This is a genomic window from Candidimonas humi (assembly GCF_019166065.1).
Taxonomy (GTDB): Bacteria; Pseudomonadota; Gammaproteobacteria; order Burkholderiales; family Burkholderiaceae_B; genus Candidimonas; species Candidimonas humi.
This window is the reverse complement of the sequence record NZ_JAHTBN010000001.1, coordinates 743,443-767,194: the sequence shown is the minus strand read 5'-3', so window position 1 is coordinate 767,194 and position 23,752 is coordinate 743,443. Positions and strand designations below refer to the sequence as shown.

The 23,752-nt window shown below is 63.3% G+C and carries 21 protein-coding genes; 8 read left to right on the top strand and 13 right to left on the bottom strand.

Going from position 1 to position 23,752, the window contains the following annotated elements:
- Positions 1 to 53: 53 nt before the first annotated feature.
- Positions 54 to 1,328 (bottom strand): M20 family metallopeptidase, encoded by a 1,275-nt coding sequence (locus KVP10_RS03325; protein WP_217963011.1) that lies wholly within the window; start codon positions 1,326 to 1,328, stop codon positions 54 to 56.
- Positions 1,329 to 1,695: 367 nt separating this feature from the next.
- Here KVP10_RS03325 and KVP10_RS03320 point away from each other — a divergent pair, with 367 nt between their 5' ends.
- Genes KVP10_RS03320 through KVP10_RS03310 form a run of 3 tightly spaced genes read left to right on the top strand, consistent with a single transcriptional unit; the run spans position 1,696 to position 5,455 of the window.
- Complete coding sequence (locus KVP10_RS03320) at positions 1,696 to 4,557, top strand: molybdopterin oxidoreductase family protein (RefSeq protein ID WP_217963010.1); 2,862 nt, start codon at positions 1,696 to 1,698, stop codon at positions 4,555 to 4,557.
- Positions 4,558 to 4,612: 55 nt separating this feature from the next.
- Positions 4,613 to 4,825, top strand: coding sequence for a hypervirulence associated TUDOR domain-containing protein (locus tag KVP10_RS03315; protein WP_217963009.1), 213 nt, complete (start codon positions 4,613 to 4,615; stop codon positions 4,823 to 4,825).
- Positions 4,826 to 4,855: 30 nt separating this feature from the next.
- Entirely contained in the window at positions 4,856 to 5,455 is a 600-nt protein-coding gene (locus KVP10_RS03310; RefSeq protein ID WP_217963008.1) for a DUF488 domain-containing protein, read from the top strand.
- 55 nt (positions 5,456 to 5,510) lie between these two features.
- On the opposite strand, the gene KVP10_RS03305 is transcribed toward KVP10_RS03310, so the two are convergent.
- The 5 genes from KVP10_RS03305 to KVP10_RS03285 all read right to left on the bottom strand — a co-directional run bounded on the left by KVP10_RS03305 (position 5,511) and on the right by KVP10_RS03285 (position 10,121).
- Positions 5,511 to 6,365, bottom strand: a complete 855-nt coding sequence (locus KVP10_RS03305; RefSeq protein WP_217963007.1) for an alpha/beta fold hydrolase — start codon at positions 6,363 to 6,365, stop codon at positions 5,511 to 5,513.
- Entirely contained in the window at positions 6,362 to 6,751 is a 390-nt protein-coding gene (locus KVP10_RS03300; RefSeq protein ID WP_217963006.1) for a hypothetical protein, read from the bottom strand. The genes KVP10_RS03305 and KVP10_RS03300 overlap by 4 nt, the downstream gene beginning before the upstream one ends.
- Before the next feature lie 56 nt (positions 6,752 to 6,807).
- The gene (locus tag KVP10_RS03295) at positions 6,808 to 7,608 is read right to left on the bottom strand and encodes an N-acyl homoserine lactonase family protein (protein ID WP_217963005.1); all 801 of its coding nucleotides are present in this window, start codon (positions 7,606 to 7,608) and stop codon (positions 6,808 to 6,810) included.
- A 7-nt stretch (positions 7,609 to 7,615) separates the two neighbouring features.
- On the bottom strand, positions 7,616 to 8,830 hold the full coding sequence (locus tag KVP10_RS03290; protein WP_217963004.1) for an ABC transporter substrate-binding protein: 1,215 nt from the start codon (positions 8,828 to 8,830) through the stop codon (positions 7,616 to 7,618).
- Positions 8,831 to 8,939: 109 nt separating this feature from the next.
- Complete coding sequence (locus tag KVP10_RS03285; RefSeq protein ID WP_246600260.1) at positions 8,940 to 10,121, bottom strand: NAD(P)-dependent oxidoreductase; 1,182 nt, start codon at positions 10,119 to 10,121, stop codon at positions 8,940 to 8,942.
- A 7-nt stretch (positions 10,122 to 10,128) separates the two neighbouring features.
- Here KVP10_RS03285 and KVP10_RS03280 point away from each other — a divergent pair, with 7 nt between their 5' ends.
- The 4 genes from KVP10_RS03280 to KVP10_RS03265 all read left to right on the top strand — a co-directional run bounded on the left by KVP10_RS03280 (position 10,129) and on the right by KVP10_RS03265 (position 14,782).
- A complete protein-coding gene (locus KVP10_RS03280; protein WP_217963003.1) occupies positions 10,129 to 11,112 on the top strand; it encodes a Bug family tripartite tricarboxylate transporter substrate binding protein in 984 nt (327 codons plus the stop codon).
- A gap of 14 nt (positions 11,113 to 11,126) precedes the next feature.
- Positions 11,127 to 12,557, top strand: coding sequence for an NAD-dependent succinate-semialdehyde dehydrogenase (locus KVP10_RS03275; protein ID WP_217963002.1), 1,431 nt, complete (start codon positions 11,127 to 11,129; stop codon positions 12,555 to 12,557).
- Complete coding sequence (locus KVP10_RS03270) at positions 12,554 to 13,462, top strand: NAD(P)-dependent oxidoreductase (RefSeq protein ID WP_217963001.1); 909 nt, start codon at positions 12,554 to 12,556, stop codon at positions 13,460 to 13,462. Before KVP10_RS03275 ends, KVP10_RS03270 begins: the two co-directional genes overlap by 4 nt.
- 156 nt (positions 13,463 to 13,618) lie before the next feature.
- Positions 13,619 to 14,782: an acyl-CoA dehydrogenase family protein gene (locus KVP10_RS03265; protein WP_217963000.1), complete on the top strand. Its 1,164-nt coding sequence runs from the start codon at positions 13,619 to 13,621 to the stop codon at positions 14,780 to 14,782.
- A 24-nt stretch (positions 14,783 to 14,806) separates the two neighbouring features.
- Here the strand turns inward: KVP10_RS03265 and KVP10_RS03260 are convergent, their stop codons facing one another.
- The 6 genes from KVP10_RS03260 to yddG form a co-directional block, all read right to left on the bottom strand.
- Positions 14,807 to 15,706, bottom strand: coding sequence for a LysR family transcriptional regulator (locus KVP10_RS03260; protein WP_246600259.1), 900 nt, complete (start codon positions 15,704 to 15,706; stop codon positions 14,807 to 14,809).
- A 221-nt stretch (positions 15,707 to 15,927) separates the two neighbouring features.
- Positions 15,928 to 16,482, bottom strand: a complete 555-nt coding sequence (locus KVP10_RS03255; RefSeq protein WP_217962998.1) for a VOC family protein — start codon at positions 16,480 to 16,482, stop codon at positions 15,928 to 15,930.
- Positions 16,483 to 16,529: 47 nt separating this feature from the next.
- Positions 16,530 to 17,516 carry a fumarylacetoacetate hydrolase family protein gene (locus KVP10_RS03250; RefSeq protein ID WP_217962997.1) on the bottom strand — a complete coding sequence of 329 codons (987 nt, stop codon included), beginning with the start codon at positions 17,514 to 17,516 and terminating at the stop codon, positions 16,530 to 16,532.
- 52 nt (positions 17,517 to 17,568) lie between these two features.
- Positions 17,569 to 18,531 carry a Bug family tripartite tricarboxylate transporter substrate binding protein gene (locus tag KVP10_RS03245; protein ID WP_217962996.1) on the bottom strand — a complete coding sequence of 321 codons (963 nt, stop codon included), beginning with the start codon at positions 18,529 to 18,531 and terminating at the stop codon, positions 17,569 to 17,571.
- Positions 18,532 to 18,688: 157 nt separating this feature from the next.
- Positions 18,689 to 19,471: an IclR family transcriptional regulator gene (locus KVP10_RS03240; protein ID WP_217962995.1), complete on the bottom strand. Its 783-nt coding sequence runs from the start codon at positions 19,469 to 19,471 to the stop codon at positions 18,689 to 18,691.
- A gap of 153 nt (positions 19,472 to 19,624) precedes the next feature.
- On the bottom strand, positions 19,625 to 20,557 hold the full coding sequence (gene yddG / locus KVP10_RS03235) for an aromatic amino acid exporter YddG (protein WP_217962994.1): 933 nt from the start codon (positions 20,555 to 20,557) through the stop codon (positions 19,625 to 19,627).
- Positions 20,558 to 20,695: 138 nt separating this feature from the next.
- Here yddG and KVP10_RS03230 point away from each other — a divergent pair, with 138 nt between their 5' ends.
- Positions 20,696 to 21,859, top strand: coding sequence for an ankyrin repeat domain-containing protein (locus KVP10_RS03230; protein ID WP_217962993.1), 1,164 nt, complete (start codon positions 20,696 to 20,698; stop codon positions 21,857 to 21,859).
- Positions 21,860 to 21,934: 75 nt separating this feature from the next.
- On the opposite strand, the gene KVP10_RS03225 is transcribed toward KVP10_RS03230, so the two are convergent.
- Positions 21,935 to 23,722: a hypothetical protein gene (locus tag KVP10_RS03225; RefSeq protein ID WP_217962992.1), complete on the bottom strand. Its 1,788-nt coding sequence runs from the start codon at positions 23,720 to 23,722 to the stop codon at positions 21,935 to 21,937.
- Between the last annotated feature and the right edge of the window lie 30 nt (positions 23,723 to 23,752).

The window sequence follows — 23,752 nt, the reverse complement described above, 5'->3', positions numbered from 1 at the left end:
CGGGAGTGTCTTGCGGCAACGCTACGGCGAGGCGTAGCGTCCGCAGCGAGCGTTTACCCGGCCGGCTTCTGTTTCCCGTCGCACAGCCATACCGATGCGGCTGTCAGCATGGCCTCCAGCCCCGTTTTCAGCGTCGGGTTGATCACCGGCGCGAACTTGGGGGAATGGTTGTTGGGAATGGTGTTGACCTGCTTGGCCTGCACCGCCTTGCGGAAGACCTGGGCGTCGGTACCGCCGATGAACCAGAATACATAAGGCACTTTCCAGTTACGCCCGAAGACACTGAAGTCTTCGCTGGCCCCGGCCGGCTTGGTTTCATAGGCGCGTTCGCCGAACTGCGCCTCGAAGGAGCGGGCTACCGTTTCGGTGGCCTCGACATCGTTGCGGGTCAGGGGGTAGGTGCTGAGCTTGGTGAATTCGGGTTCGCGTGGCGCGTTCGAGGCGGCGCATTCGGCGCAGCAGATGCGCTTGACGGCCGACAGCATGGTGGCGCGCACGTCTTCGTCATAGGTGCGGATATTGAGCTTGAGCGTGGCGTCGTCGGGAATGATGTTTTCTTTGGTGCCGGCCTGCAGGGCGCCCACGGTCAATACCGCGCTGTCCAGCGGGGCGATTTCGCGCGAGACTATGGTTTGCAGCCGCAAGGTGGTCGATGCGGCCATGATGACGGGGTCGATGGAAGTTTGCGGTTGCGAACCGTGAGACCCGCGGCCGAACAGCTTGACCTTGATGCTGTCGCCGGCCGATAGAATCACGCCGCTGCGGTAGCCCACGGTGCCGGCTTCGCCCACCATGACGTGTTGGCCCAATATGATGTCGGGCTTGGGAAAGCGTTCGAGCATGCCGCCGTCGATCATGCTTTGCGCGCCGCGCCCGACTTCTTCTCCGGGCTGGAACACGGCCAACAGCGTGCCTTTCCAGGCATCGCGATGGCGCGACAGCAGCCGCGCCGCGCCCATCAGCCAGGTTACATGCATATCGTGCCCGCAGGCATGGCCCACGCCCACGTCGACGCCGTCTTCATCCTTGGCCCGCACGGTGCTGGCATAGGGCAGGCCGGTGTCTTCGGTGACGGGCAAGGCGTCCATGTCGGCACGCAGCATGACGGTCGGCCCCGCGCCGTTTTTCAGCACACCGACCACGCCCGTCACGCCCACTTGCCGGCTGACCTCGAAGCCTTCCTTGGCGAGGAAATCGCCCACGATGCCGGCGGTGCGGGTTTCTTGCATCGACAGTTCGGGGTTGCGGTGCAGGTCTTTGTAAATGGCTTCCAGTTCGGGAAGCAATTCCTTGGCGTCACCGTCCAGGGCAGAAGTCAAAGAGTTCATGGCATTTCCTTTCTATTACCTGAAATCCGTTTGGATGCGCGTCGCTGCTGCAGGCGATGATGTAGATCATACGCTTGGAAAAACAGGGTTGGAAGGCAGCGCGGCGTGCCGGCCTGGCGTCGCGGGCAAAGTCGTTTCGGAATGGTGGCTCCAGTTCGATCTGGCCCGGGGGCGTTCGAGGCAGACGGCAATAAGTGGCCTGTGCCACGGCCCCTTGGGCGTATGATGGGACGACAGGCGCCCGATGACAGGCGCCCGCGATAGCCGTCGACCGCGAGTGCATACATGCACATAAATACGAAGCGCGCAGCGTCTGGGCTGCCCCCGGGCCGCAAAGCGTGATCGAGCCTGCAGCAAGGAGGACGAGATGGCCAGTACCCGCGACAGCATCACCGACATCTGGGGGCCGCGCACGCCGCAGTGCGGAGAGCATTGGCCTTCGAGAGTGGACCAGAACCTGGCGGAAGACCCGGATCGCTGGGTGCAGGCCTGCTGTTTCCTCTGTTCGAACGGCTGCGGGCTGGACATAGGCGTCAAGGACGACAAGCCGGGCGGGCGCATCGTCGGCGTGCGTGGCTGCGAGACGGATGTAGTCAATCGCGGCCGTCTCGGCCCCAAAGGGCTGCATAGCTGGGTGGCCAATGCCGACCCGGGCCGCTTGACTCGTCCGCTGATCCGCCGCGGCGGCCGGCTGGAGCCGGCAAGCTGGGACGAGGCCATGGAACTGCTGGTCGGCCGCATCCGCACAGCGAAGCAGCGCCATACCGCCGGCTCGATCGCCTTCTATAGTTCGGGCCAGCTTTTCGCCGAAGAAAACTACACGCTCAGCGTGATCGGCAAGGCCGGCGTCGGCACGCTGCACATGGACGGCAACACGCGCCTGTGTACCGCCACGGCCGGCGCAGCCCTGAAAGAAACCTTCGGCGCCGATGGCCAGCCCGGCACCTACGAAGATGTGGACGTCACCGACTGTTTCCTGCTGGTGGGCCACGACATGGCGGCCACCGCCACGGTGCTGTGGGCGCGGGTGCTGGATCGGCGGCGCGCGGCCGTGCCTTCGGGCATGGTGGTGATCGATCCGCGGCGCACGGCCACCGCCGCCGAGGCCGATATCCATATACAGCCGCGGCTCGGCACCAACGTCGCCGTGCTCAATGGCTTGATACGGCAATTGATAGCAGGGGGCTATGCAGACCGTGCCTTCCTCGAGGCGCACACCTTGGGCTTCGACGAGCTGGCCCGCACGGTTGCCACCTATACGCCGGAGCGGGTCGCCGAGATTGCCTGTATTCCCGCGGACCAGATCCGGCGCGCGGCGGACCTGATCGGCGGTTCGCGCATGCTGCTGACAACCTGCCTGCAAGGCGTATACCAATCCAACCAGGGCACGGCCGCCGCAGTCCAGGTCAATAACGTCAATCTGGTGCTCGGCCGCATCGGCCGGCCTGGCTGCGGCATCTTGCAGATGAACGGCCAGCCTACGGCGCAGAACAATCGCGAAAGCGGCACGGGGGGCGATCTGCCGGGCTTCCGCAATTTCGGCAACCCGCGCCATCTCGAAGAAGTCGCCAGGTTGTGGAATGTGGACCCGGATACCTTGCCCAATTGGGGACCGCCGACGCATGCGCTGCAGATCTTCCGCTATGCCGAGACCGGATCCATACGCGTGCTGTGGATCGTGGGCACCAATCCGGCGGTTTCCATCCCAGACCTGGGGCGGCTGCGAGCGATCCTGCGCAAGCAGGGCTTGTTCGTGATCGTGCAGGACGCCTTCATGACCGAGACGGCGGAAATGGCCGACGTGGTCCTGCCCGCGGCGATATGGGGCGAGAAGACGGGCTGTTCGACCAATGTGAACCGGGTCGTGCACCTGAATCGCAAGGCGATCGATCCGCCGGGCGAAGCGCGGCCCGATCTCGATATTTTTCTCGATTTCGCGCGGCGCATGGATTTTCGCGACAAGGACGGCGCACCGCTCATCAAGTGGCACGATGCCGAGGGTGCGTTCAATGCCTGGCGGGAATGCACGCGGGGCCGCCCCTGCGATTATTCGGGGTTGTCCTATGCCAAGCTGAGCCAGGGTTCGGGCGTGCCGTGGCCCGTCAATGAACAGCATCCGCAAGGCTCGACCCGCTATTACACGGACCTGAAGTTCGCGACCGATCCGGATTATTGCGAAAGCTATGGCCACGACCTGGTGACCGGCGCGGCGATCACGGCGCGGGAATACAAGGCCAGGCAGCCGGCGGGCCGCGCCTTGCTGCGGCCTGTCGAATACGTGCCGCCGCAAGAAGAGCCCGACGAACACTATCCCTTCTTCCTGACCACGGGGCGCGTGGTCTATCACTTCCATACCCGCACCAAGACGGGCCGTTCCAAGGCTTTGCGGGACGCGGCGCCGGATGCCTACATCCAGGTGAACGAGGACGATGCCCGCCGCCTGGGCATCAAACAAGGGGATATGTTGCGCGTCACGTCGAGGCGCGGCGCGGCCGACGCCCCGGCCCGCGTCGGCGACATCGAGCCGGGCACGTTGTTCATGCCTTTCCATTACGGCTATTGGGACGAGCCGGGCCGCGCGCGTGCCGCCAACGAGCTGACCTTGTACGATTGGGACCCGGTCAGCAAGCAGCCGCATTTCAAGTATGCCGCCGTCAAACTGGCAAAAGTAGAATGCTCGCCCTTGCCGCAGCCCGACGAATCCAAGCGGGAATCCGCGGCGGATGCAGGCGCGGGCAAAGGTGAGGCCGACGCCGCCCGCACGCATCTGGCCGACTATATCGGCCTGTTGCACGCGAGCGAAGAACGCCTGGCCCGCGGCTGGGAAAAACTGCGTACCAGCCATCCGGATGCCCCGGACATAGGCGCGCAGAGCGCATTGTTCATGTCCTGGTCGCGCGAGAACGCCGTTGCGGTCCAGGCCTATGCGGGTAAATATGGCGAGCGCCTCGAGGGCGAGCCCGAGGCGCTGGACCAGGCCTTGTTGATCCAGCGCCGCGCGACAGCCTTCGGGCTGCTGCGCGACCTGCAGGATCTTTGGCTGATGGCGAACGAAAGCACCATCTCGACGACCGTATTGATCCAGGGTGCCCGCGCGCTCGGCGACCGCGGCCTCGAGCAGGACTTGCTCGGCGTCGAGGGCCGCAACGAGCGCCAGCGCGCATGGCTGCTGACTCGCATCAGGCAGGCCGCGCCGCAGACCTTGGCGGTTCCGCCAGCCGGCGCGTGAGCTTGCCCCGTGCTTCAACCGAAAAACCTTCTTCCAGACGAAAAGAGGCCGTGCGATGAGCAACAGATTCAAGATAGGCGATCATGTGGGCTGGAATTCCGAAGCCGGCAGGGTGTCGGGCACCATCATCGCCGTTCACACCAGTGATTTCGACTACAAGGGACATACGCATCGCGCCTCGGCGGACGATCCCCAGTACGAAATCAAAAGCGACAAGACCGATCACATTGCCGCGCACAAGGGCGGGGCGTTGCGCTTGCTGCCCTAGGACCTGCACGCATTGAAAGGGGGGCAAGATATGGCCAAGCAAGCGGGCGCGAGCCCCGAGCTACGGGATGACGGCGGGCAGGGCGCGCCGCTGTTTTTCACCATCGGCCATTCCAACCGCAGCCTGGCCGAGTTCGCCGGCCTGCTGACCGAAGCCGGCGTCGAGCTTCTGGCGGACATACGCAAGATGCCCATGTCCCGGGCCAATCCGCAATTCAATGCCGATGCTTTACCCGGCGAGCTCGAGCCCTACGGCATTGCATACGAGCACATCGCCGCCCTGGGCGGCTTGCGCGGAAAAGCCCGCAGCCTGCCTGCCGACACCAATGGCTTCTGGACCAACGACAGCTTCCACAACTACGCCGACTACGCGTACTCGGCGCAATTCCAGGCAGGCCTGGATCATCTGCTGGAGTTGGGGCATGCGCGGCGCTGCGCCATCATGTGCTCGGAAGCCGTATGGTGGCGCTGCCACCGGCGCATCGTCGCCGATTACCTGATGGCCCGCGGGGCAGACGTTTTTCATATCATGGGGCAAGGCCGCCTGGAGCCCGCCCACCTTACGCCGGGCGCGGTAGTGCAGGCCACGGGCACTATTGCCTACCCGGCCGCGCAGCAAACGCTGCTCTGAGCGGCATGCCTGCATCGCAGACGCGAATACGCCGCGCCCCTGCAGGCACTGGGTTTCAGGCAGTGATCTGTTCGAGCACCGGCAGCAGATACCTTATGAATCGTTCCGGGTCTTCGCTCATGGGGAAATGCCCCATGCCTTTCATGACCTGCCAATTGGAACCCTTTACGGAACTCGCCAGCGAGGCCGTGTCTTCGGGCGTGCAAGAATAATCGTATTCGCCGGTAAGCAGCCACAGCGGGCAGTCTTGGGTGTCGATGCGGGATACATCGGAGCGTATATCGCCGTCCGCCGTATAAAAGTGCAGATCGCCCTTGAACACGCCCGGGCCGCCTTGCATATAGTGCCACAAGGTTTCCCATCGGTGCTCTTCGGGGCTGGACGGGCCCACCAGTCCCGACACAATGCCCGCGCAGACTTCGCCGCCATGCACGTCGGGCCGATGCAGCCAGTCCAGGTCGTAGTAGGGGTCGACGTGCGCACCCGACTGCAGGCCGATCAGGCCGCGAAACTCTTTGGCATGATGCAAGGCCAGGTGCAGCACGATGCGCCCGCCGATGGAGCAGCCCATGACGACCGGGCGATCCAGCGCAAGCGCGGCGGCCATCGTGCGTATGATCTCTGTATAGTCGTGCGACGTCAGCCGGTAGGGGCCTTCCTGCCAGCCCGCGGGAGGCGAAGACTTGCCGTGCCAGGGCAGGTCGAAGCAGATGACCCGGAATCGGCTGTTTATGCGGGTGTCGTTCATGAGCGCCCGGTATTGGCGGCTGTCCGAGCCTGCGGTATGCAGGCATAGCAGCGGTATGCCGCTGCCTGCTTCTTCGACATAGACGCGGTGTGTCTTGCCGAGCAGATCCAGCCGCAGATACCGCCCCGTGATGGGCTCGAATGTGACGGTGTTGTTGCTCATTCCGTGGTTTCTCCCAATCCCCGCACGGCGGACAGCAGCGCTTTGAAATACAGCAGGTTGGACATGAAGGGGTAGATGTTTCCCCGGATCGCAAGCCTCTTTGTCTTGGACAGGGCCATCACGTCGTGGAATCCGGGCGGCGGGACGGCAAGCCAGAATTTCTGCCAGGTCTCTTCTTCGGCTTCCAGGGAAAAATCCCATTCGTTCATCAAGAACGGCCCGCGCTCGATAGACACGATCCTGCCTTCGGCGATGGCGATGCGGAACAGCTTGTTTCCGACACCCAGCATGAAGCGGGTGCGGAGATGCCGCGCATATTGCACCGTCCACGCCCGGGAGTTGAACCTTTCGGGCAAGTGCCTGAGTATGTCGTCTTCACTGATCATGCTTTGCCATTCCTCGATTCTTGTTGAGAGCACGGGTGCAGCGCCGGGGCGCCGGCTTACTCCATGGCCGACGGAGCTTCGTGCAACAGGTAGATGCCGTTATCCGGCTTTGCCTGAGACGGATAGCGCCGGGCGACCTCGGGGTCGTGTCCCGGAACAATATGCGCATCGGAATCCACCAATTGGGCGATGCGCTTGTAGCCTTCCATCATGTGCCCGACATGCAGGATCGCGGGGAAGGGGTTCCGGTCTTCGTAATTCCTGTAATAGTGCATCGCATCGGAAGCCAGCACAATCCAGCCCCGCTGCGTATGGACGCGTACGATTTGCAGGCCGGCGGTGTGGCCGCCTATTTTGTAGAGTTCAACGCCCGGCGCAATTTGCGCGTCGCCGTCGTGGAAACACACTTTATCGTCGTACACGCGCCTGAGCACGGTCGCGACATCCTCCACGGAAAAAAAGTGGCGCAGCGCCCCATGGCACATATACCGGCCGGTGGCATATTGCATTTCGGCGTCCTGCAGATGAACCTGGGCATTCTGGTAGGCATCCACATTTCCCGCGTGGTCGTAATGCAAATGCGTCAGGATCAGCGTGTCGACGTCCGATGGCTTTACCTGCAAGCGGGCAAGCGCGGTCGCGGGTTCCTGCGAGAAAGCTCGCCCGCGTTGCGAGGCCGAACAGGCGCTGAAGCCCGTATCGACCAGCATGGTGCGATCCTGTCCACGAATCAGCCAGAAGTAGAAATCCAGGTCCATCTGGCCGTCGTGGATATCGTGCAGCAGAAAATTGTCGCTGGCCCTGCGCGCCACGCTTGCATACTTTATTGCGTATACCTCATAGAGCGGCGCCGCCATGATAGCCTCATTGCTTTACCAGGGGGCATTTGCTTTCGGACAGCGGCATGAATGCCTGGTCCCCCGGCACCGTCTTCAGGATGTTGTAGTAATCCCAGGGCTGCTTCGATTCTTCGGGCGACTTGACCGAGACGACGTACAGGTCGTGTATCAGCTTCCCGTCGGCTCGCAGCTTGGCATGGCGCGCAAAGGCGTCGTGTATGGGCATGCTGCGCAGGGTTTTCATGACATCCGTGACATCGTCGCTGCCCGATTTCTGCACGGCCCGCAGATAGTTCAGCACGGCGGAATATTGCCCGGCTTGCAGGGCGGTCGGCATTTTGCCCGCCTTTTTGTAGAAGCGTTCGGCGAACTTCCTGGACTCGTCATCCAGGTTCCAATAGAAAGTTTCCGCGAAATGCATGTTCTGCGCGGCCTTCAGGCCGACGCCGTGCACGTCGGTGATGCTCATGAGCATGGCGACGAGTTTCTGCCGCTTGGTCAGCCCGAATTCGTTGGCCTGCTTGATTTCGTTCTGCAGATCGGCCCCCGCGCTGGCGAAGGCTACGCCCTGCGCGCCGCTGGATTGCGCGGACAGCAGGTACGAGGCGAAATCGGTGCCGGGGAAAGGATAGCGGGAAGAACCCAGCACCTTGCCGCCGGCCTCTTTGATGAAGCGCGCGCCGTCTTTTTCCAGCGAGTGCCCGAAGGAATAGTCCGCCGTGATGAAATACCAGGTCTTGGTGCCCGACTCCACCAGCGGCATGGTGCCCACCTTGGCGAGCGCATAGGTATCATAGACCCACTGCACATTGGTGGGCTTGCATTCCTCGCTGGAAATCTTGGTCGCGCCGGCCCCGGTAACCATGGTCATGCGGTGCTTGGATTGCGCAATATTCATTACGGCCAGCGCCACGGCGCTGTTGCCCAGTTCGGTGATGACGTCGACCTTGTCGCGATCGAACCATTCCCTGGCTTTGGATGCCGCCACGTCGGTCTTGTTCAAATGATCGGCGACCACCAGTTCGATGGGCTTGCCCAGCACCTTGCCGCCGAATTCCTCGATGGCCAGCTTGGAAGCCAGTACCGAGCCCGGCCCCACGTTTCCGGAATAGGCGCCCGACATGTCCGTCAGGACCCCGATTTTCACGACTCCGTCGGATATGCCTTGCGCGGCGCATGCCGATGCCCCGAAGATGGCGAAGCCGAGTCCGGCCAAGGCAAAAATTCTCTTGGTGTGCATTATTGTCTCCTGAATAATCTCGAATCCCGAAAATGGCGCCGCAATATGCAAATCGCGGCCGGCGCCTGTTTCGGAAAATTGCGGCGCCACTTTTTAGCGTCAACAGGCCCTAGAGCCGCGGTTTGTCCACACCGTTGGTCTCGGCCCAGAAATCCGTGATGCAGGAAGTGTCCTTGCCCGAATTTTCCGCGGCCAATGCCATCCGGAAAATATTTTTTGTGATATCGCATAGCGGCAAGGCGATCCGGCTTGCCGCTCCGGCATTCGAGGCCAGCGAAATGTCCTTGTAGCCCAAGGCGATATCGAAGCCGGGCGTCAGGTCTCCCTTCAAGACCTTTTGCGGCCATTTTTGCTTGAGCTGTCCGTTGCTGGCCGTAGTATTGGTCAGAACGTCGAATGTGTTTTTCAGGTCCAGGCCTAGCGCTTTGGCCAATACCAGGGCTTCCGAGTTGATCTGGCAATAACACAGAACCATCATGTTATTGATCAATTTGGTCCTGGTTCCGTCGCCGGCCTTGCCGCAGTGGTAAATGGTCGTTCCCATTTTGAGCAGGATGGGCTCGACTCTGGAGTAATGCTTTTCGTCTATGCCCAGCATGAAAAGGGATTCGCCCCTGTCGGCATGCATGGCCAGGCGGCCGACGGGGGCATCGCCGAATGCGATGCCTTTGTTGGTGAATTCCTCGCGCAGCATATCGACGGTGTCCACGTCGACCGTGCTCATGTCTATATAGATGGCGTCCGCCTTCATATTTGCGATGATGCCGTTCTCGCCCAGCGCGACTGCCTTCACCTGTGGCGGGCCGGGCAGCATCGTAAAAATCAGATCAGAGGATTTGCACAGCTCGGGAATATTCCCCGCCACTGTCGCCCCATCTTTTTCCAGTTTTTTCGCAGCATCGATATTCAAATCGTATACGGTGACGGTTTCGCCATTCTTTATCAAGGACTTCGCCAGCGGAAATCCCATTCTGCCGAGTCCTATAAATCCGATATTCATTGCACCCCCTGAATGTTGGCTAGAGTTTATCGATGAATATCCAGCCCCGGAGGCGACATTTTTTCTGGCTAATATGACATTTTGGAATCTCATGATCTGAGAGCTGGCGATCGTTTTGCGCCATATGCCTAGGACGGCCGCGGGCACCGAACGAGCTGGGCGATGCTCATAGTCGGATATGGAATAACAGACAGACAAAATGTGTACGCTGGCGGTTTTTAAACGTTGATAGACTTTGCCCTCGTCAGAATTGGAATTGCAGAGCACTGCAAAATAAATCGAGGAGATCAATGTGCTTATGAATCGTCGCGTAGTATTGGGCCTGGCCGCCCTGTGCATGGGCGCGGGAGTGTTTTCGGCATCGGCGCCTGCGCAGGCCGCCGCTTATCCCGACAAGCCGGTCACTATTTATATTGGATTTTCCGCCGGCGGCCCCACCGACATGGTGGGCAGATTGCTGGCCGAAAAACTGGGCCAGAAATTCGGCCAGAGTTTCATAGTGGAAAACCGGGCGGGCGCGAGCGGCGCGGTGGCGGCGAATCTTGTAAGAAAGAGGGCGCCCGACGGCTACACGCTGATGCTGGGCAGCAGCAGCACGCTTTCTATCATTCCGTATATTCAAAAAGGCATCGAATACGATGCGATCAGGGACTTTACGCCTATCGCCCTGGTCGCCAGCTATCCGTATTATCTGGTGGTGCCCGCCGATTCCAAATTCAAGAACTTCAGTGACCTGATCGCCTATGGCCGCGAGAAGGACAGCCGCTTGAGCTTTGCTTCCGCGGGCACCGGCGCAGTCAATCACCTTGCGGCCGAGTGGCTGAAGAGCGAAACGCATATCAATGCCATGCATGTGCCTTATAAGGGGGATTCGGCCGCGGTCACGGATCTGATCGCCGGGCGCGTGGATTTTGCGCTGCTGGCCGGCGTGGTCGCCCTGCCCCAGGTCCGGGCGGGCAAGCTGCGTATCCTGGCGTCGGCCAGTTCGTCGCCGGACAAGGGTGTGCAAGGCGTGATGGTTATCGGCCAGAAGGAAATCCCCGGCTACGCAGCGGAACCGTGGAATGGCCTGATGGGGCCTGCCGGCATGCCCAAGGAAATCGTGGCCACGCTGAATACTGCAGTGAACCAGATCATGTCCGACCCCGAGGTGAAGGCGAAATTGCTCAAGCTGGATGAATACCCTTATTCCAGTACGCCCGAGCAATTCAAACAATATATTCAGGATCAGTCCTCGCGCTGGGAAGGCATCATCAAGAAATCGCATATCGTTATTGAGTAAGCAGGAGCTTGTCCATGGACTATTCACAATTCATCAATGGAGAGTTTTGCGCAGGTTCTTCGCAGGAAACGCTGGAGGTCGTGTCGCCCTCTACCGCGCAGGTGATCGGCCAGTTGCGCATGGCTTCGGCGCAAGACGTGCAGCGCGCCATCGAATGCGCGGGCCAGGCGTTCCGTTCGTGGAAAAAGACGGGGGCCAAGCAGCGTTCGGACTTGTTGCGCAAGGTCGCCGTCGAAATGCGCCTGGATCGCGACAATCTGGCCAGGCAGATCACCACGGAGCTCGGCAAGCCCCTGGGCGAGGCCCAGAAAGAAGTGGACGTGGCCGCCGAAATGTTCGAGTGGGCCGCCGAGGAAGCCAGGCGCCTGTACGGCCGGCTGATTCCGGCGCGGGCCCCGGGCATTGAACAGCTCGCCCGGCTCGAGCCCTATGGCGTGGTGGCGGGGGTGTCGGGCTGGAACGCTCCGGCCATTACCCCGTCGCGCAAGATCAGCGCCGCCCTGGCCGCGGGCTGCACCATAGTGATCAAGCCTTCCGAGGAAACCGCAGGGGTCGCGCTGCTTATCGCGCAGGCCATACAGCGCGCGGGATTGCCGGCAGGAACGGTCAACATGGTGTTCGGCGATGCGCCCCAGATCGTCGACCAGCTTTGCGTTTCCCCCGACGTGGCGATGATCACTTTCACGGGTGCTACCGCGGTCGGCAAGCAAGTAGGCGCCAAGGCGGCCCTGCATATGAAAAAGGCCACGCTGGAACTTGGCGGGCATGCGCCCGTCATCGTCTGGCACGACGTGGACATCGAGAAGGTAGCCCAGGCGACCGTGGCGACCAAGTTCCGCAACGGCGGGCAGGTCTGCACATCGCCCACTCGTTTCCTCATTCACGAAAAGATCTACGACAAGTTTTGCCAGAGCTTCGTCGAATGCGTGCGGCGGCTGCGAGTCATGGACCCGTTCGACCCGCAGGCGCAAATGGGGCCCTTGAAGAACCAGCGCCGCCGGGATGCGATCGATCGCCTGGTCGCCAACGCCACGGAATCGGGGGCGAAGCTGCTGGCCGGCGGCAAGGCCATGGATCTGCCCGGCTATTTCTACGAGCCGACTGTGCTCGCCGTGCACGACCAGGCGCCGGACGCCTGCAGGATCGAGCCTTTCGGCCCCGTCGCCTTGATGATCCCGGTAAAAAGCGCCGACGAAGCGCTGGATGCGGCGAATGCCTTGCCTTTTGGCCTGGCCGCTTATGCATTCACCAACGACCTGAAGCTGGCGCATCGCTTCGCAGGCGAAATCCAGAGCGGCGTGGTGTGCATCAACGAGCTGCAGGCTTCCTTGCCGGAAACTCCGTTCGGCGGCTACAAGGACAGCGGCCTCGGTTCGGAAGGGGGCATAGAAGGCTTGCGCGAATTCCTGCGGGTGAAGTGCGTGCGCCAAGGAGGACTGGAATGAAACCGACACTGGGCTTTATCGGCGTGGGCGCCATGGGCAAGGGGATGTGCGCGAACCTGGCCAGGAAGTCGGGCTGCAAAGTCCTGGCGGCCGACCTCGACATGGATAATGTTCGCGCCTTGGCCGAAGCGGGCGTGGTAGCCAGCAATATTGCCGAGATCGCATCGAAGGCGGAGATCGTCTTCCTGTCGCTGCCGTCCATCGACCAGGTGGAGCACGTGTGCCTCGGTGCCGGAGGCATGCTGGAGCAACACGGTGCATTGAAGACTATCGTCGACATGAGCACCAGCGATGTAGATCGCACGCGCCGGCTGGCGCAGCGCCTCGAAGCCGAGGGCGTGGGGTTCGCGGATGCGCCGGTGGCCAGGAGCCGGGCCGCCGCCCAGAACGGAACCCTGCTGATCACGGTGGGAGCCGCCGAAGCCCGGTTCGCCGCCCTGAAGCCTTATCTGGATTGCATGGGCAGCGATGTCGTGCTTTGCGGCCTTACCGGCGCGGGCCAGGTTGCCAAGATCATGAACAATATGGTTCTGGTCAATACCGTGCACGCCCTGGCAATGGCTTTTGCCATTTCCGAGCGATCGGGGGTTTCCAAGGACTTGCTGGCCCGGACGCTGGGGCTGGGGTCGGCGGCCTCATTCGCCTTGCAACTGACGGGCGCGGAATATCTGGCAAAAGACGTCTTTCCGGAAAAAATGTTTTCCGCCGCCTACGCGCTCAAGGATCTGAAGCTGGCGATCACGCTTTCGGACAACGTCAGCCTGGACAACGAATTGACGGGCCTGACCGCACGCCAGTTGCAGAAGGCCATCGATGCGGGTTTCAAGGACAATTACTATCCGGTGATCCTCAAGGTCATTTCAGAAGACCGGGATGCCGGCGATGCGCCGGGCCTTGCGCATTGAAAGATTTGCGTCTTCGCCGCGCGGGGATGCCTCGCAACACGGGCCTCGCGCGTGCGTATTCGAGCAAGCATTGCTTGCTCGACGCCTGAATTACCAGACCTGGGCGCGCCGGGCGCCCGGCTACTCCGATTACCCAAAACCACTGCCAAGATTTTCATGAACTTTACTCTTTCAGAAGAATATCAAGCGTTCTCCGACAGCGTGGCGCGTTTCGCCCAGGACAAACTGGCTGCAGGCGCGCTCGAACGCGCCCACTCGCCGCACTATCCATGGGCGGATGCGCAACTGATGGCCAAACAAGGTTTGCTGGGCATCGCTTTTCCCGAAGAGGACGGAGGGCAGGGCGGTTCTTTGATGCATTCCGTGCTGGCCATACAGCAGGTGGCCCTGGTCTGTCCGCGCAGCGCCGATATCGTGCAGGCGGGTAATTTCGGGCCCATCCGCACTTTTGTCGAATATGCCAACGCGGAACAAAAGGCCAGGTTTCTCCCCGACCTGCTGGCCGGCAAGAAACTGATATCGCTGGGCATGACGGAGCCGGACGCCGGTTCGGCGGCAACCGACTTGAAGACCTCGGCCGTGCTCGATGGCGATCATTACGTCATCAACGGCAGCAAGGTGTTCTCCACGCACAGCCCCGAAGCCGAGCTGTTCCTGATCTATGTGCGGTTCGGGCCCGGGGTGGGCGGCATAGGGTCCATACTCGTCGAAAAAGGAGCGCCGGGCTTCCAGGTCGGCACGCCCTCGAACTTCATGAACGGCGAGCAGTGGTCGCAATTGTATTTCGACAACTGCCGGGTGCCCAAAGAAAACCTGTTGCTGGGCGCGGGCGGCTTCAAGAAGCAGATTTCCGGTTTCAATGTCGAACGCCTGGGGAATGCGTCGCGCGCCTTGGCCTTGGGCCGGTATGCGTTCAATGCGGCGCGCGAGCACGCCATGGTGCGCAAGCAGTTCGGCCGGGAATTATGCGAATTCCAGGGCCTGCAATGGAAGTTCGCCGACATGTGGATGAAGCTGGAACAGGCCCAGTTGCTGCTCTACAAGGCAGCCCTGGAAGGCGAGCACGGCCTGCCCAGTGCCCAATCCACCGCCATGGCGAAGCTGGCCTGCAATCTTGCCGGCTGGGAGGTTTCCAACGACGCCATGCAAGTCATGGGCGGTATGGGCTTCAGCCAGGAAGCACTGGTGGAATACTGCGTGCGCCGCACCCGCGGCTGGATGATCGCGGGCGGCTCCGTCGAAATACTCAAGAACCGCATCGCGGAAGGCGTGTTCGGCCGAACCTTCTCGCAGCGCGCCCCGAAGCCCGCCGCCAAATAAGAGGCGCAGTCAGAAGAGGCGTAGTCAGCAGTCCGGCAGATAAGGCCGGGTTGCTGCGGCTTGCGCCAGGATCCAGTCGCGAAACAGTACGATCTTTCGTGCTTCGCGCTGCACCCTGGGCCGCAGCAGATGGAAGGAAAGCCCCGTGCGCACCGGCTGGTGGAACGGGGCTACCAAATTGCCTTCCTTGATGTCTTCGGTCAGCAGAGCCATCTGCCCGATGGCCACGCCCAGCCCGTCCATCGCAGCTTGCCAGGTCAGTACCGAGCTGCTGAAGCTCATGTGCGGGGTGTCGGCGATGTCGTTTTCGTAGTTGCAAGCCTTGGCCCACATGAGCCAGTCGCTCTTGGGACGGTAATGGGAATCCAGCAGGCGCGTGCGCAGCACCGCCTGGGGGTAGGCGGTTTCCGGCGCGTGTTTACGCAGAAAGCCCTGGCTGCATACCGGCTCGATGATGTCGTCGAACAGCAGATCCACTTCCAGCCCCGGCCGAGTGCCCCGGCCGAGTTGTATGCTGAAGTCGATGCGGTCTTTCTCGAAATTCACCTCGTCGACCGAGGCGATGATCAAGACCGACAGCTTGGGATACTGCTTGTGAAAGTCTTCCAGCCGGGGAATGAGCCACTTTGCGGCAAAGGTCGTGTAGGTATGGACCCGGATCTTGCTGTCGTTGCTGCGTTCGGTGAGGCTGGCGGCGGCGTCCAGGATCTGGTCGAACGCGGGCACGACCCGTTCGGCGAGTTCCTGGCCTATGTCCGTCAGGCTGATGCCGCGCTGTTCGCGCCGGAACAGCTTGACGCCGAAATATTTCTCCAGCACGTCGAGCTGCTTGCTGATGGCCGACTGGCCGACATGCAGCTCCTTGGCGGCCTTGGTCAGGCTATTGGTTCGAGCGACCACATAGAACGCCCGCAGGGGGTTCATGGGGGGGATTTTTCTTGGCATGGGTATCGGAGAAGAATTACTGTCCCGTTTTTTATTCATTGTAATGTGCGGGATACAGCGTGCCGGCCCTGGTCGCGGTGGCGGCGCATTATGCGGATACCGTGCCTGACAGGCGCCCAGCCTGTCCTCTGAAACAGGACACGTAGTCGGAGGCGGCCGGCGCGGCTGCCGGGTCGCGCCGCCCCCCGATACCTTGCTGCTCAGTCGGCGCGCTGGTAGCCGGTTGCCGCGCCGTACAGTTCGGCGCGCCGCGACCAGTCGTGCGTCTGGTCCCACAACGCCAATACCGATGCGGCCTCGTTGCGGAACACGGCGTCGCGCTCGGGCGTGGAAATATTGACGCCGAGCTCGAGGCGGTGGCCCGAGGGGTCATGGAAGTAGATGGACAGCAGGAAGTCGTCATGATTGACGGGGCCCAGGACCTTGATGCCGCGGGCTTCGAGGTTCGCCTTGGCTTGCATCAGGGTGGCCTCGTCCTTGACGCGGAAGGCGAAGTGCTGGGCCCAGCCGGGGGTTTCGGCATCGCGCCCGGACGGTTCGCCTTTGTCGTGGGGCAGTTCGAAGAACGCGATGCAACTGCCGTCTTCCATTTCCAGGAACACATGGATGTGCGGGCTGTATGCGCCGGTGGACGGCACGTGGTCCTCGCCCATGGCGTGGATGAATTTCAGTCCCAGTGCCTGGGTATAGAAGTCGACGGTCTGCCGCGCATCTTTGCAGCGGAACGCCGCGTGGTGCAGGCTTTTGCAAAGCATGGGTTATCTCCTGTGTGCGTGTGTCGCTGGCCGTGTCCGCGAGCGCATCATGCGGCGTCCAAGGGGGCGAATTTCTGCTGGATGCGGCCGAACACCGGCTTGTTGTTGCGATCCAGGTGTTCGATGCGGACTTCGTCGCCGAAGGCGAACAAGGGGGTCTTGGCCGCGCCGTCGCGCAGCACTTCCAGCGCGCGGATTTCGCCGATGCAGGCGCAACCCGCGCTTTCGTCGCTGTTCGAAACCGTGCCCAGGCCCACCAGCGTTCCGGGTTCGAACTTGCGGGTCTGAGCCACATGGGCGATCAGGTGTCCATAGTGGAACGGGGTATCTTTGCCGGTTTCGATTTCGCCTACGCGCTCGCCGCGCACCCAGCAATTCATGGTGCCGGATACCAGCTTGCCGTCCCATAGGTCGCCAAGCTCGTCGGGGGTGACGGCGATCGGGCCCATGCTGGAGGCCGGTTTCCCCGTCAGGAACCCGAATGTGCGCTTGAGTTCGGACGGGATCAGCGCGCGCAGGGAAATATCGTTCACCAGCACGAAAAGCTTGATGTGGGAGGGGGCGTCCTCGGCGGATATCCCCATGGGCACATCGTCCGTGATGGCGCAGATTTCCGCTTCGAAATCGATGCCGTATTCGTCGGACGGCAGCCGCACCGTTTCGTTCCAGGCCATGAAGCCGTGGGAGATCCCCTGGTAGATCAGGGGCTTTTCGTAGAAGTCCGCCGGCAATGTTTCGCCGCGGGCCTTGCGGTTGCGGGTGATGTGGCTGGGGTAGGCCGCGCCGTCCAGGAACTGGTAGGCGCGCGGCAGCGGGGCGGCGAGTTCTTCCAGCTTCAACGCGAACGCGCCTTGCGCCTGCCCGGCGTTGAGCTTTTCGTAGAGGGCCCGCAGGGCGCCTTCCACTTGCGGCCAACGGTCCAGGGCTGCTTGCATGGTGGGGGCGATATCGGCCGCGCTGACCGCGCTCACCAGGTCCCGGCTCACGACTATAAGAGCGCCGTCGCGATCGCGGCGCAGGGATGCCAACTTCATTGATACCTCTTGTTTAGGGAATTCGGATGGGGAAGAGCCTGCCGCAGGGGGCTTATTGCAATGGGATCTTCGCGGCTTTCACGACCTCTATCCATTGCTTGGTCGTGGTGGCGATCATGTCGCGCATTTCGCCGGGAGAGCCGTACCATGCCTCGCTGCCCATGGCGTGCAGCCGCTTTTGCACCTCCTGGTCGGCGAGTACGTCCTTGAGTGTGTGGTTCAAGGTGTCGACCACGGCTTGCGGCATATCGGCGGGCCCGGCTATGCCCAGCCAGGACATCACAGTGAAGCCCGGGATGACCGAGCCGACGGTCGGAACGCCCGGCAGCAGCGGCCAGGGTTGCGGGCTCGTGACGCCCAGGGCGCGCAGCTTGCCCGATTGCAGTTGCGGGGCGGTAACCGTCGGCGTGTCGACCATCACATTCACGTCTCCCGACAGCACTGCCTGCACCGGCGCGCCGCCGCCGCGGTAGGGCACGTGCACCATGGACACGCCGGCCTTGGATGCCAGCAATTCTCCGGTCAGGTGCTGGGTCGAGCCCACGCCCACGGAGGTATAAGTCACTGTGCCGGGATGGGCGCGCGCCTGGTCCAGCAGTTGCTTCAGATCTTTTGCCGGATTGTCGGCCTTTACCGAGATCACGAACGGAAAGCGCGAGACCGTGGAGATCATCGAGAAACTGGCCACGGGGTCGTAGGGAAGCTCTTTGCGCATCGCCGCCGAAGCCGTATGGCCGCCGGTGAGCATGACCAGCGTGTAGCCATCGGGCTTGGCCTTCGAAACGTAAGCCGAGGCGATCGTGCCGCCCGCGCCAGTCCGGGGATCGACGACGACCGTCTGCCCCAGCTTTTTGCCCATGGCGTCGGCGATGACGCGCGCGACGGAATCGGCATTGCCTCCGGCGCCGAAGCCGTGGACCAGGGTGATGGAGTGGTCGGGGTAGGCCGCCGCAGCGCCCGTCGATGCGAATGCGAAAAGCAGCAGCGCCGCCATGCGCCGGAATGGATGATTCATAGTGAGTCCCTTTTGAAATGTTTTTGTCTACGCAGGGAACTATAGGAAGAGGAGGCCGGGAAAGCTGTCGATTTCCGTTGAACGGAATTAGGCTGCATGGCCGGCCTTCCGGGGTGCGGGCTACTAGACTTGCCGGATGCCGGATTCTGGCCCGGGCTCAGGGCCTGGGGCCCAGCATCGAGTTGCGGATGACGCGCACGCGCTGCTGCAACAGGGCTGCGAGCGCCGTGATGCGCGCGGGGCGCATCCGGGCGTCGATAGCCGCCACGCTGATGGCGGCTATGGGCTGGTCGAGAGAATCCAGCAAAGGCACGCCCACGGCCGAAACCCCGGGGTTCACCCGATTGCGGATGAACGAGTAGCCGTTGCGCCGGCAGGCCTGCACCGCGGCCCTGAGTTCTTCCTCGAATTGCTCGCGCCGCCCGAGCCTGCGCTTGCAGAGCTTCTGGATCAGTTCTTCGCGTTCGGTATCGCGGACGTAGGCGAGTATGGCCACGCCGCCCGCGCCCATGCCCAGGGGCCGGCGGCTGCCGACGTCCAGGGTCAGCACGCGCACGGGCGAGGGGCCTTCGTGGCGATCCACGCATACCGCGTCGGAGCCGCTACGCGCCGTCAGGTACACCGTGTCCCGCACCTCTTCGGCAAGCCGTCGCAGGAATGGTGCGCAGCGATCCCGGGGGTCGAAGGACTGCGACGCCGCCAGGCCCAGTTCGAATACCAGCGGTCCCAGGGCGTAGCGTTTGTTGGCCTCGTGCTGCACCACCATGCCTTGCGCGCAAAGCTGGCCGAGCAGCCGGTGCACCGTGGAATTCGCCATTCCGGTAGCGCTGGACAGGCGCGTCAACGCCATGCCGTTCTTGCCTGTGGCGGCTAGCAGCTTCAATAGCTGGACGGCGCGCTCCAGTACGCCGGTTTCTTCGGAGGAAGCTGTATTGCCCATGCGGTGGTTCCTGGATCGGGCATTGTCCGTGGCAAGCGTGGATCTTCGCTGCAATGCTCGGGTCTGAGGTTATGTTTCCATTGTACGGAAACTATTCCACCCTGAGCGGCCTTTTCGGCGGCTTCCTCAGCCCGGCCTGCTGGGCCTGGTGCGTCAGCGTCCGCCCCGCTTGAGCGGCGCCGTCGCCACGACCGCGCCGGCGATGATCAGCAGCGCCGGCACCAGCAGGAACAGGCCGGCGTCGGCCTGTCCGGCCAGGATCAGCAGCAGGGTGGATATCAGGGGCGCCAGGTACGATAGCGCGCCCAGCACGGCAAGATTGCCGTGCTTGCTGGCGTGGTCCCAGGCGAAGAAGGCGGCGCCTACGGGCCCGAGGCCCAGGCCGGCTATGGCCAGCCATTGGCTGGTTCCGGGCCACACTGTATTTTCCAGGGCCAGGTGGCAGGCCAGGCCGGCCAGCGCTACCAGTCCGCACAGGCCGCCGACGATGCCGCTGGGCACGTGGCTGTAGCGCCGGTTCAGGACCGAATATCCCGACCATGTCAGTGCGCAGGCGAAAGCCGCCACATAGCCGGCTGTCGCGTAGCCGGCGACCGCGACCGCGCCCGCGTCCGCGTCCGCTGCCGGGTCGCCGCGCGCCAGCATGATGGCGGCGGTGCCGGCCAGGCCCAGCGCGGCGCCCACGAGGTGGCGCGGACCCGGCTTGCGTCCGGCGGCCAGCGCCGAAAGCAGCACCAGGAACAGCGGCCACAGGTAGGCGATCAGGCTGGCCCGTGCGGCCGGGGCCGATTTGAGCGCGAAGAAATACAGGGCGTGGTAGCCGAACAGGCCCAGGAAGCCCGTGGCCCACGCGCCCCACGGCTGGCGCCATGCGGCCAGCCACGCGCCGCGCTGGCCGAGCGCGAGCAGGCCGGCGCCCAGCACGAAAGCAATGCCGAAGCTCAGCGCCAGCAGTTCGAATGGTGGAATACCGGCGGTCAGGGTGGTGAGCAGGGCCAGGCAGGACCAGAGCAGCACGGCGGCCATGCCCGCCAGCGTGGCGCGTCCCGTGCCGCCGGCGGCCGGCGGCTTGCCTGTATCGTTCATGTGCGTGTTTCCCATGGATGGTTCCGGGTGGCAATGATAGCGCCCCGCGGGCTATTCCTGCCTCGATACGGCCTTATGGTATTGTCCAGGCATGCTCCGATTCTTGTGTTTCCCGGCCTCGGCGGGCGCGGCCGCGATATGAAAACCGTACTGGGCGCCCTCATCGTCCTTGTCGCCCTGGCCGCGCTGGCGCTGGGCGGCGGACTGGTGCTGTCGGAAAGCCACGGCGGCATGTTTGCGGGTCTGGCAGCGGCGCTGGGCTGGCTCGTGCTGGGCGCAGGCAATCTGCTGGTACTGGTCCTGAACCTGCTGTACTGGCGCCTGTACGGGGCGCCGCGCTGGCTGCGGGGGATTATTGCGGTCCAGGTGCTGCCTGCCCTGGCCACGCTGGCGCTGGCGGGCATGCAACTGACCGACAATTGGCAGGAAGACCGGTCCAGCGACCAGCGCCAGGCCATCTACCAGGCCATACATGCCGACGATGTGCAGCGGCTGCTGGCCGCCCAGCATGCCTGCGGCGAACGCTGCGCGGCGCTGTACCTGCCCGATGCCCAACTGCTGGATGCCGCCGACGCGGGCGCGCAGGCCGCGGCCAGCACGCTGGTCAGCCAGCATGCCTCGGTGTCGAGCCGCTTGGGGCGCGAAGCCATGGATCTGCGTACTTGCGAAGGGGATTTCCTGCCCGGCCTGAATGCGCTCGGCGTCGCCGTGGCGCGCCACGACCTGGCCCTGGTGGATATCCTGTTTCCCGTCAGCGACGAAGGTGCGCGCAAGGAAGCGTTGTGGATGGCGGCGCGGCTCGATCATCTCGACCTGGTGCAGTATCTGGCGGCCAAGGGCGTGCCCTTGTCCGTCCGCGGTCCCTTGCTGGCGCAGAACGACACTTTGCTGGTTGCGGCCGCCCGCGGCGCCGCGCTGACGGTCGGCAAATGGCTGATCGAGACCCGGCATATGCCGGTGGATGCCATCGTCAATGGCCCCGATCCGTATCCGGGCACGGCGCCGGTGCAGGCTTTGATGAGTTACGCGTCGGATGTGCCGGATTCGCCGCGCATTGCGCCGTTCCTGTCCATGCTGGTGGAGCATGGCGCATACATCGATGCGCGCGACTCCCAAGGCAAGACTCCCCTGGAAGAAGCCGTGTTGTCGCACGAGCAGCGCAGCGCCAGGCTGCTGCTGGATGCGGGGGCGCAGACCGGCCTGCTGTCGGCGGACGAAAAGGCGCAACTGCACGAATTACTGGCGCAGCCCGAGGAACCCCACGGCCCCGCGCCCGAGAGCCCCGGCTGCGTCTTGCCCTGATACGGGGCCGCAATCGAGAGCATGGCGCCGGCTCGGGCCAGTGCTATCGATGTGCTGCATGAGTCCGCGCGCCCTTCACGGCAGTTTGGGCGTGGCAGCCATGGCCGGGACGGCGCAGCTCAATGCCCAGGGGTCTCCGGCGGCCGGTGGCGCCGAGCTGGCTGCAACCGGCCACGGGAAGCTCGCGGCGGCCTTGCCGGCGGCGGCCAGCGCAGCCGTATCGCCGGCTGCGGTTTCGGTGCGCAGTACGATTTCCCTGTCCGCCACGCGCGACAGCCAGAATGTCATGAGCCGTTGCCCCGTGGGCGGCAGGGCGTCCGTGCCGATATTGATCACGCCGCTGCGGCTTGCGTCCGGCCTGGCCACCGTGAACTGCAGCATGCGGCCGTGCGCATCCCCGCGGGTCGCTTGCGGGTAGGAAAGCTCCGTCGCCTTGCCGACCTGCAGTTCCATCTTGTGCGTCATCCAGTTGCGCAGCAGATCTTCCATGTCTTCGGGATCCTTGCCGGGCGCGGGCTTCATCAAGGTGACGCCGATGGCCTGGTCCGGATGCAGGCGTACGTAGCGGGCGAGATTGCGGTCATGGTTCACGAGCATGAAGTCGCCCAGGCGTGCGGGCAGGTTCAGGTTCATGGGCAGGTAGAGCAACGCGCCACTGGCCGTATCCAGCTTCCAATTGGGATCGGGCAGGTCGCGGTTATGGGCGTTGAGCCAGGTTACGGCCTGGCGCGTATCGCCGGCGCGAAACGCGGTATCGGCCGCATACAGCAGCAAAGTGTCGAACAAGGATTCCGAGCCGTAGCCCAGCTTGCTGTAGCGCCATTTGCCGAACGCCTTGCGCAGCAGCGGCATGGCCCGCGCCGGGCTGCCGCTGCGTGCGGCAGCTATCCCCATGGCGGTATACAGGCGCGCCTGGCGGTTGGGAAACAGGGTGGTGGGCAGCAGGCGCTTGGCGAGGGCGGCCGCCTCGGTCCATTGCTGATTCGCCAGCGCGGTGTCGAACCTCTGGTTCAGTGCCCGGGTTTGCGGTGTTTGCCCGCGATACCGCGCCTGGTGCGCGTTCCAGCCTATGTCCGCGAACAATGCCCGCAGAGCTTTGGCCGCGGCGGCCTGGCGCTGCGGCGCCCAGCTTGCGCGTACGATGATCTGCCAGGCGCCTTTGCGGGCGATCCAGACTCCATGCACTTCCTGGCCGCCGTGCTCGTCGGCAATATTGACGGCTCCCGAGGCGTGCGTGCTGCCGGCAGGCGCGAATTCGACGGGAACGGCATCCGGCTTGGGCGCTTCCCCGGCCTCATGCCCGTGCGGCTTGCGGCCGTAGAGTTCGCGTTCGTAGGACAGCTCATGCGCGAGCGCTTGTGCCACCGTGGTCCCGTGGCGATCGCGCGACCCCACCCGCAGCCGCACTTTCATGTCTTGCAGCGGGCCTTGCGGCGCGATAGGCGTGTAGATCAGCGTGGACGAGTCCGAGGGATCGTCCGTCGTCTTGTATTCCTCGCGCATCAGGCCGCCGGCCGCGCCGGGGAAGCTCATCCCCGCAAGCCTGTAGTACAGCCGCGCCTGGCGGCCTTCGGGTATCCAGTCGTCCCGATCCGTCTGGCCCCAGGTCACGGCGGGCGCGGATAGCGGCATGTCGCGTATCTCGGCGAGCAGGGCATAAGCCTCGGTGCGCCGGTTCTGCAGGAAGGCCAGGCGCGCCTCTTGTGCCATCGAGCGCGCCATGTCGTGCGATCCGTATACACAGCGGATCAGCGGGCGGATCGTGTGCAGGGCGCCGCGCGCTGGGTCGTAGCGCCCCTGTTCTTCGCGCATCGATGCATACCAGTCGGCCGCCCTGATGCGCTCATAGGGATTGGCCGCCAAGGCGTAAGCCTGTTGCGCCGATGTCGCGGC

Excerpts from the sequence above, each read along its gene's own strand:
- KVP10_RS03300 (WP_217963006.1), bottom strand. The coding sequence starts at position 6,751 with ATGATCAGTGAAGACGACATACTCAGGCACTTGCCCGAAAGGTTCAAC.
- KVP10_RS03290 (WP_217963004.1), bottom strand. The coding sequence starts at position 8,830 with ATGCACACCAAGAGAATTTTTGCCTTGGCCGGACTCGGCTTCGCCATC.
- KVP10_RS03265 (WP_217963000.1), top strand. The coding sequence starts at position 13,619 with ATGAACTTTACTCTTTCAGAAGAATATCAAGCGTTCTCCGACAGCGTG.
- KVP10_RS03275 (WP_217963002.1), top strand. The coding sequence starts at position 11,127 with ATGGACTATTCACAATTCATCAATGGAGAGTTTTGCGCAGGTTCTTCG.
- KVP10_RS03245 (WP_217962996.1), bottom strand. The coding sequence starts at position 18,531 with ATGAATCATCCATTCCGGCGCATGGCGGCGCTGCTGCTTTTCGCATTC.
- KVP10_RS03255 (WP_217962998.1), bottom strand. The coding sequence starts at position 16,482 with ATGCTTTGCAAAAGCCTGCACCACGCGGCGTTCCGCTGCAAAGATGCG.
- KVP10_RS03295 (WP_217963005.1), bottom strand. The coding sequence starts at position 7,608 with ATGGCGGCGCCGCTCTATGAGGTATACGCAATAAAGTATGCAAGCGTG.
- KVP10_RS03315 (WP_217963009.1), top strand. The coding sequence starts at position 4,613 with ATGAGCAACAGATTCAAGATAGGCGATCATGTGGGCTGGAATTCCGAA.
- KVP10_RS03280 (WP_217963003.1), top strand. The coding sequence starts at position 10,129 with ATGAATCGTCGCGTAGTATTGGGCCTGGCCGCCCTGTGCATGGGCGCG.
- KVP10_RS03325 (WP_217963011.1), bottom strand. The coding sequence starts at position 1,328 with ATGAACTCTTTGACTTCTGCCCTGGACGGTGACGCCAAGGAATTGCTT.
- KVP10_RS03250 (WP_217962997.1), bottom strand. The coding sequence starts at position 17,516 with ATGAAGTTGGCATCCCTGCGCCGCGATCGCGACGGCGCTCTTATAGTC.
- KVP10_RS03240 (WP_217962995.1), bottom strand. The coding sequence starts at position 19,471 with ATGGGCAATACAGCTTCCTCCGAAGAAACCGGCGTACTGGAGCGCGCC.
- KVP10_RS03260 (WP_246600259.1), bottom strand. The coding sequence starts at position 15,706 with ATGAACCCCCTGCGGGCGTTCTATGTGGTCGCTCGAACCAATAGCCTG.
- KVP10_RS03230 (WP_217962993.1), top strand. The coding sequence starts at position 20,696 with ATGAAAACCGTACTGGGCGCCCTCATCGTCCTTGTCGCCCTGGCCGCG.
- KVP10_RS03320 (WP_217963010.1), top strand. The coding sequence starts at position 1,696 with ATGGCCAGTACCCGCGACAGCATCACCGACATCTGGGGGCCGCGCACG.
- KVP10_RS03305 (WP_217963007.1), bottom strand. The coding sequence starts at position 6,365 with ATGAGCAACAACACCGTCACATTCGAGCCCATCACGGGGCGGTATCTG.
- KVP10_RS03270 (WP_217963001.1), top strand. The coding sequence starts at position 12,554 with ATGAAACCGACACTGGGCTTTATCGGCGTGGGCGCCATGGGCAAGGGG.
- yddG (WP_217962994.1), bottom strand. The coding sequence starts at position 20,557 with ATGAACGATACAGGCAAGCCGCCGGCCGCCGGCGGCACGGGACGCGCC.
- KVP10_RS03310 (WP_217963008.1), top strand. The coding sequence starts at position 4,856 with ATGGCCAAGCAAGCGGGCGCGAGCCCCGAGCTACGGGATGACGGCGGG.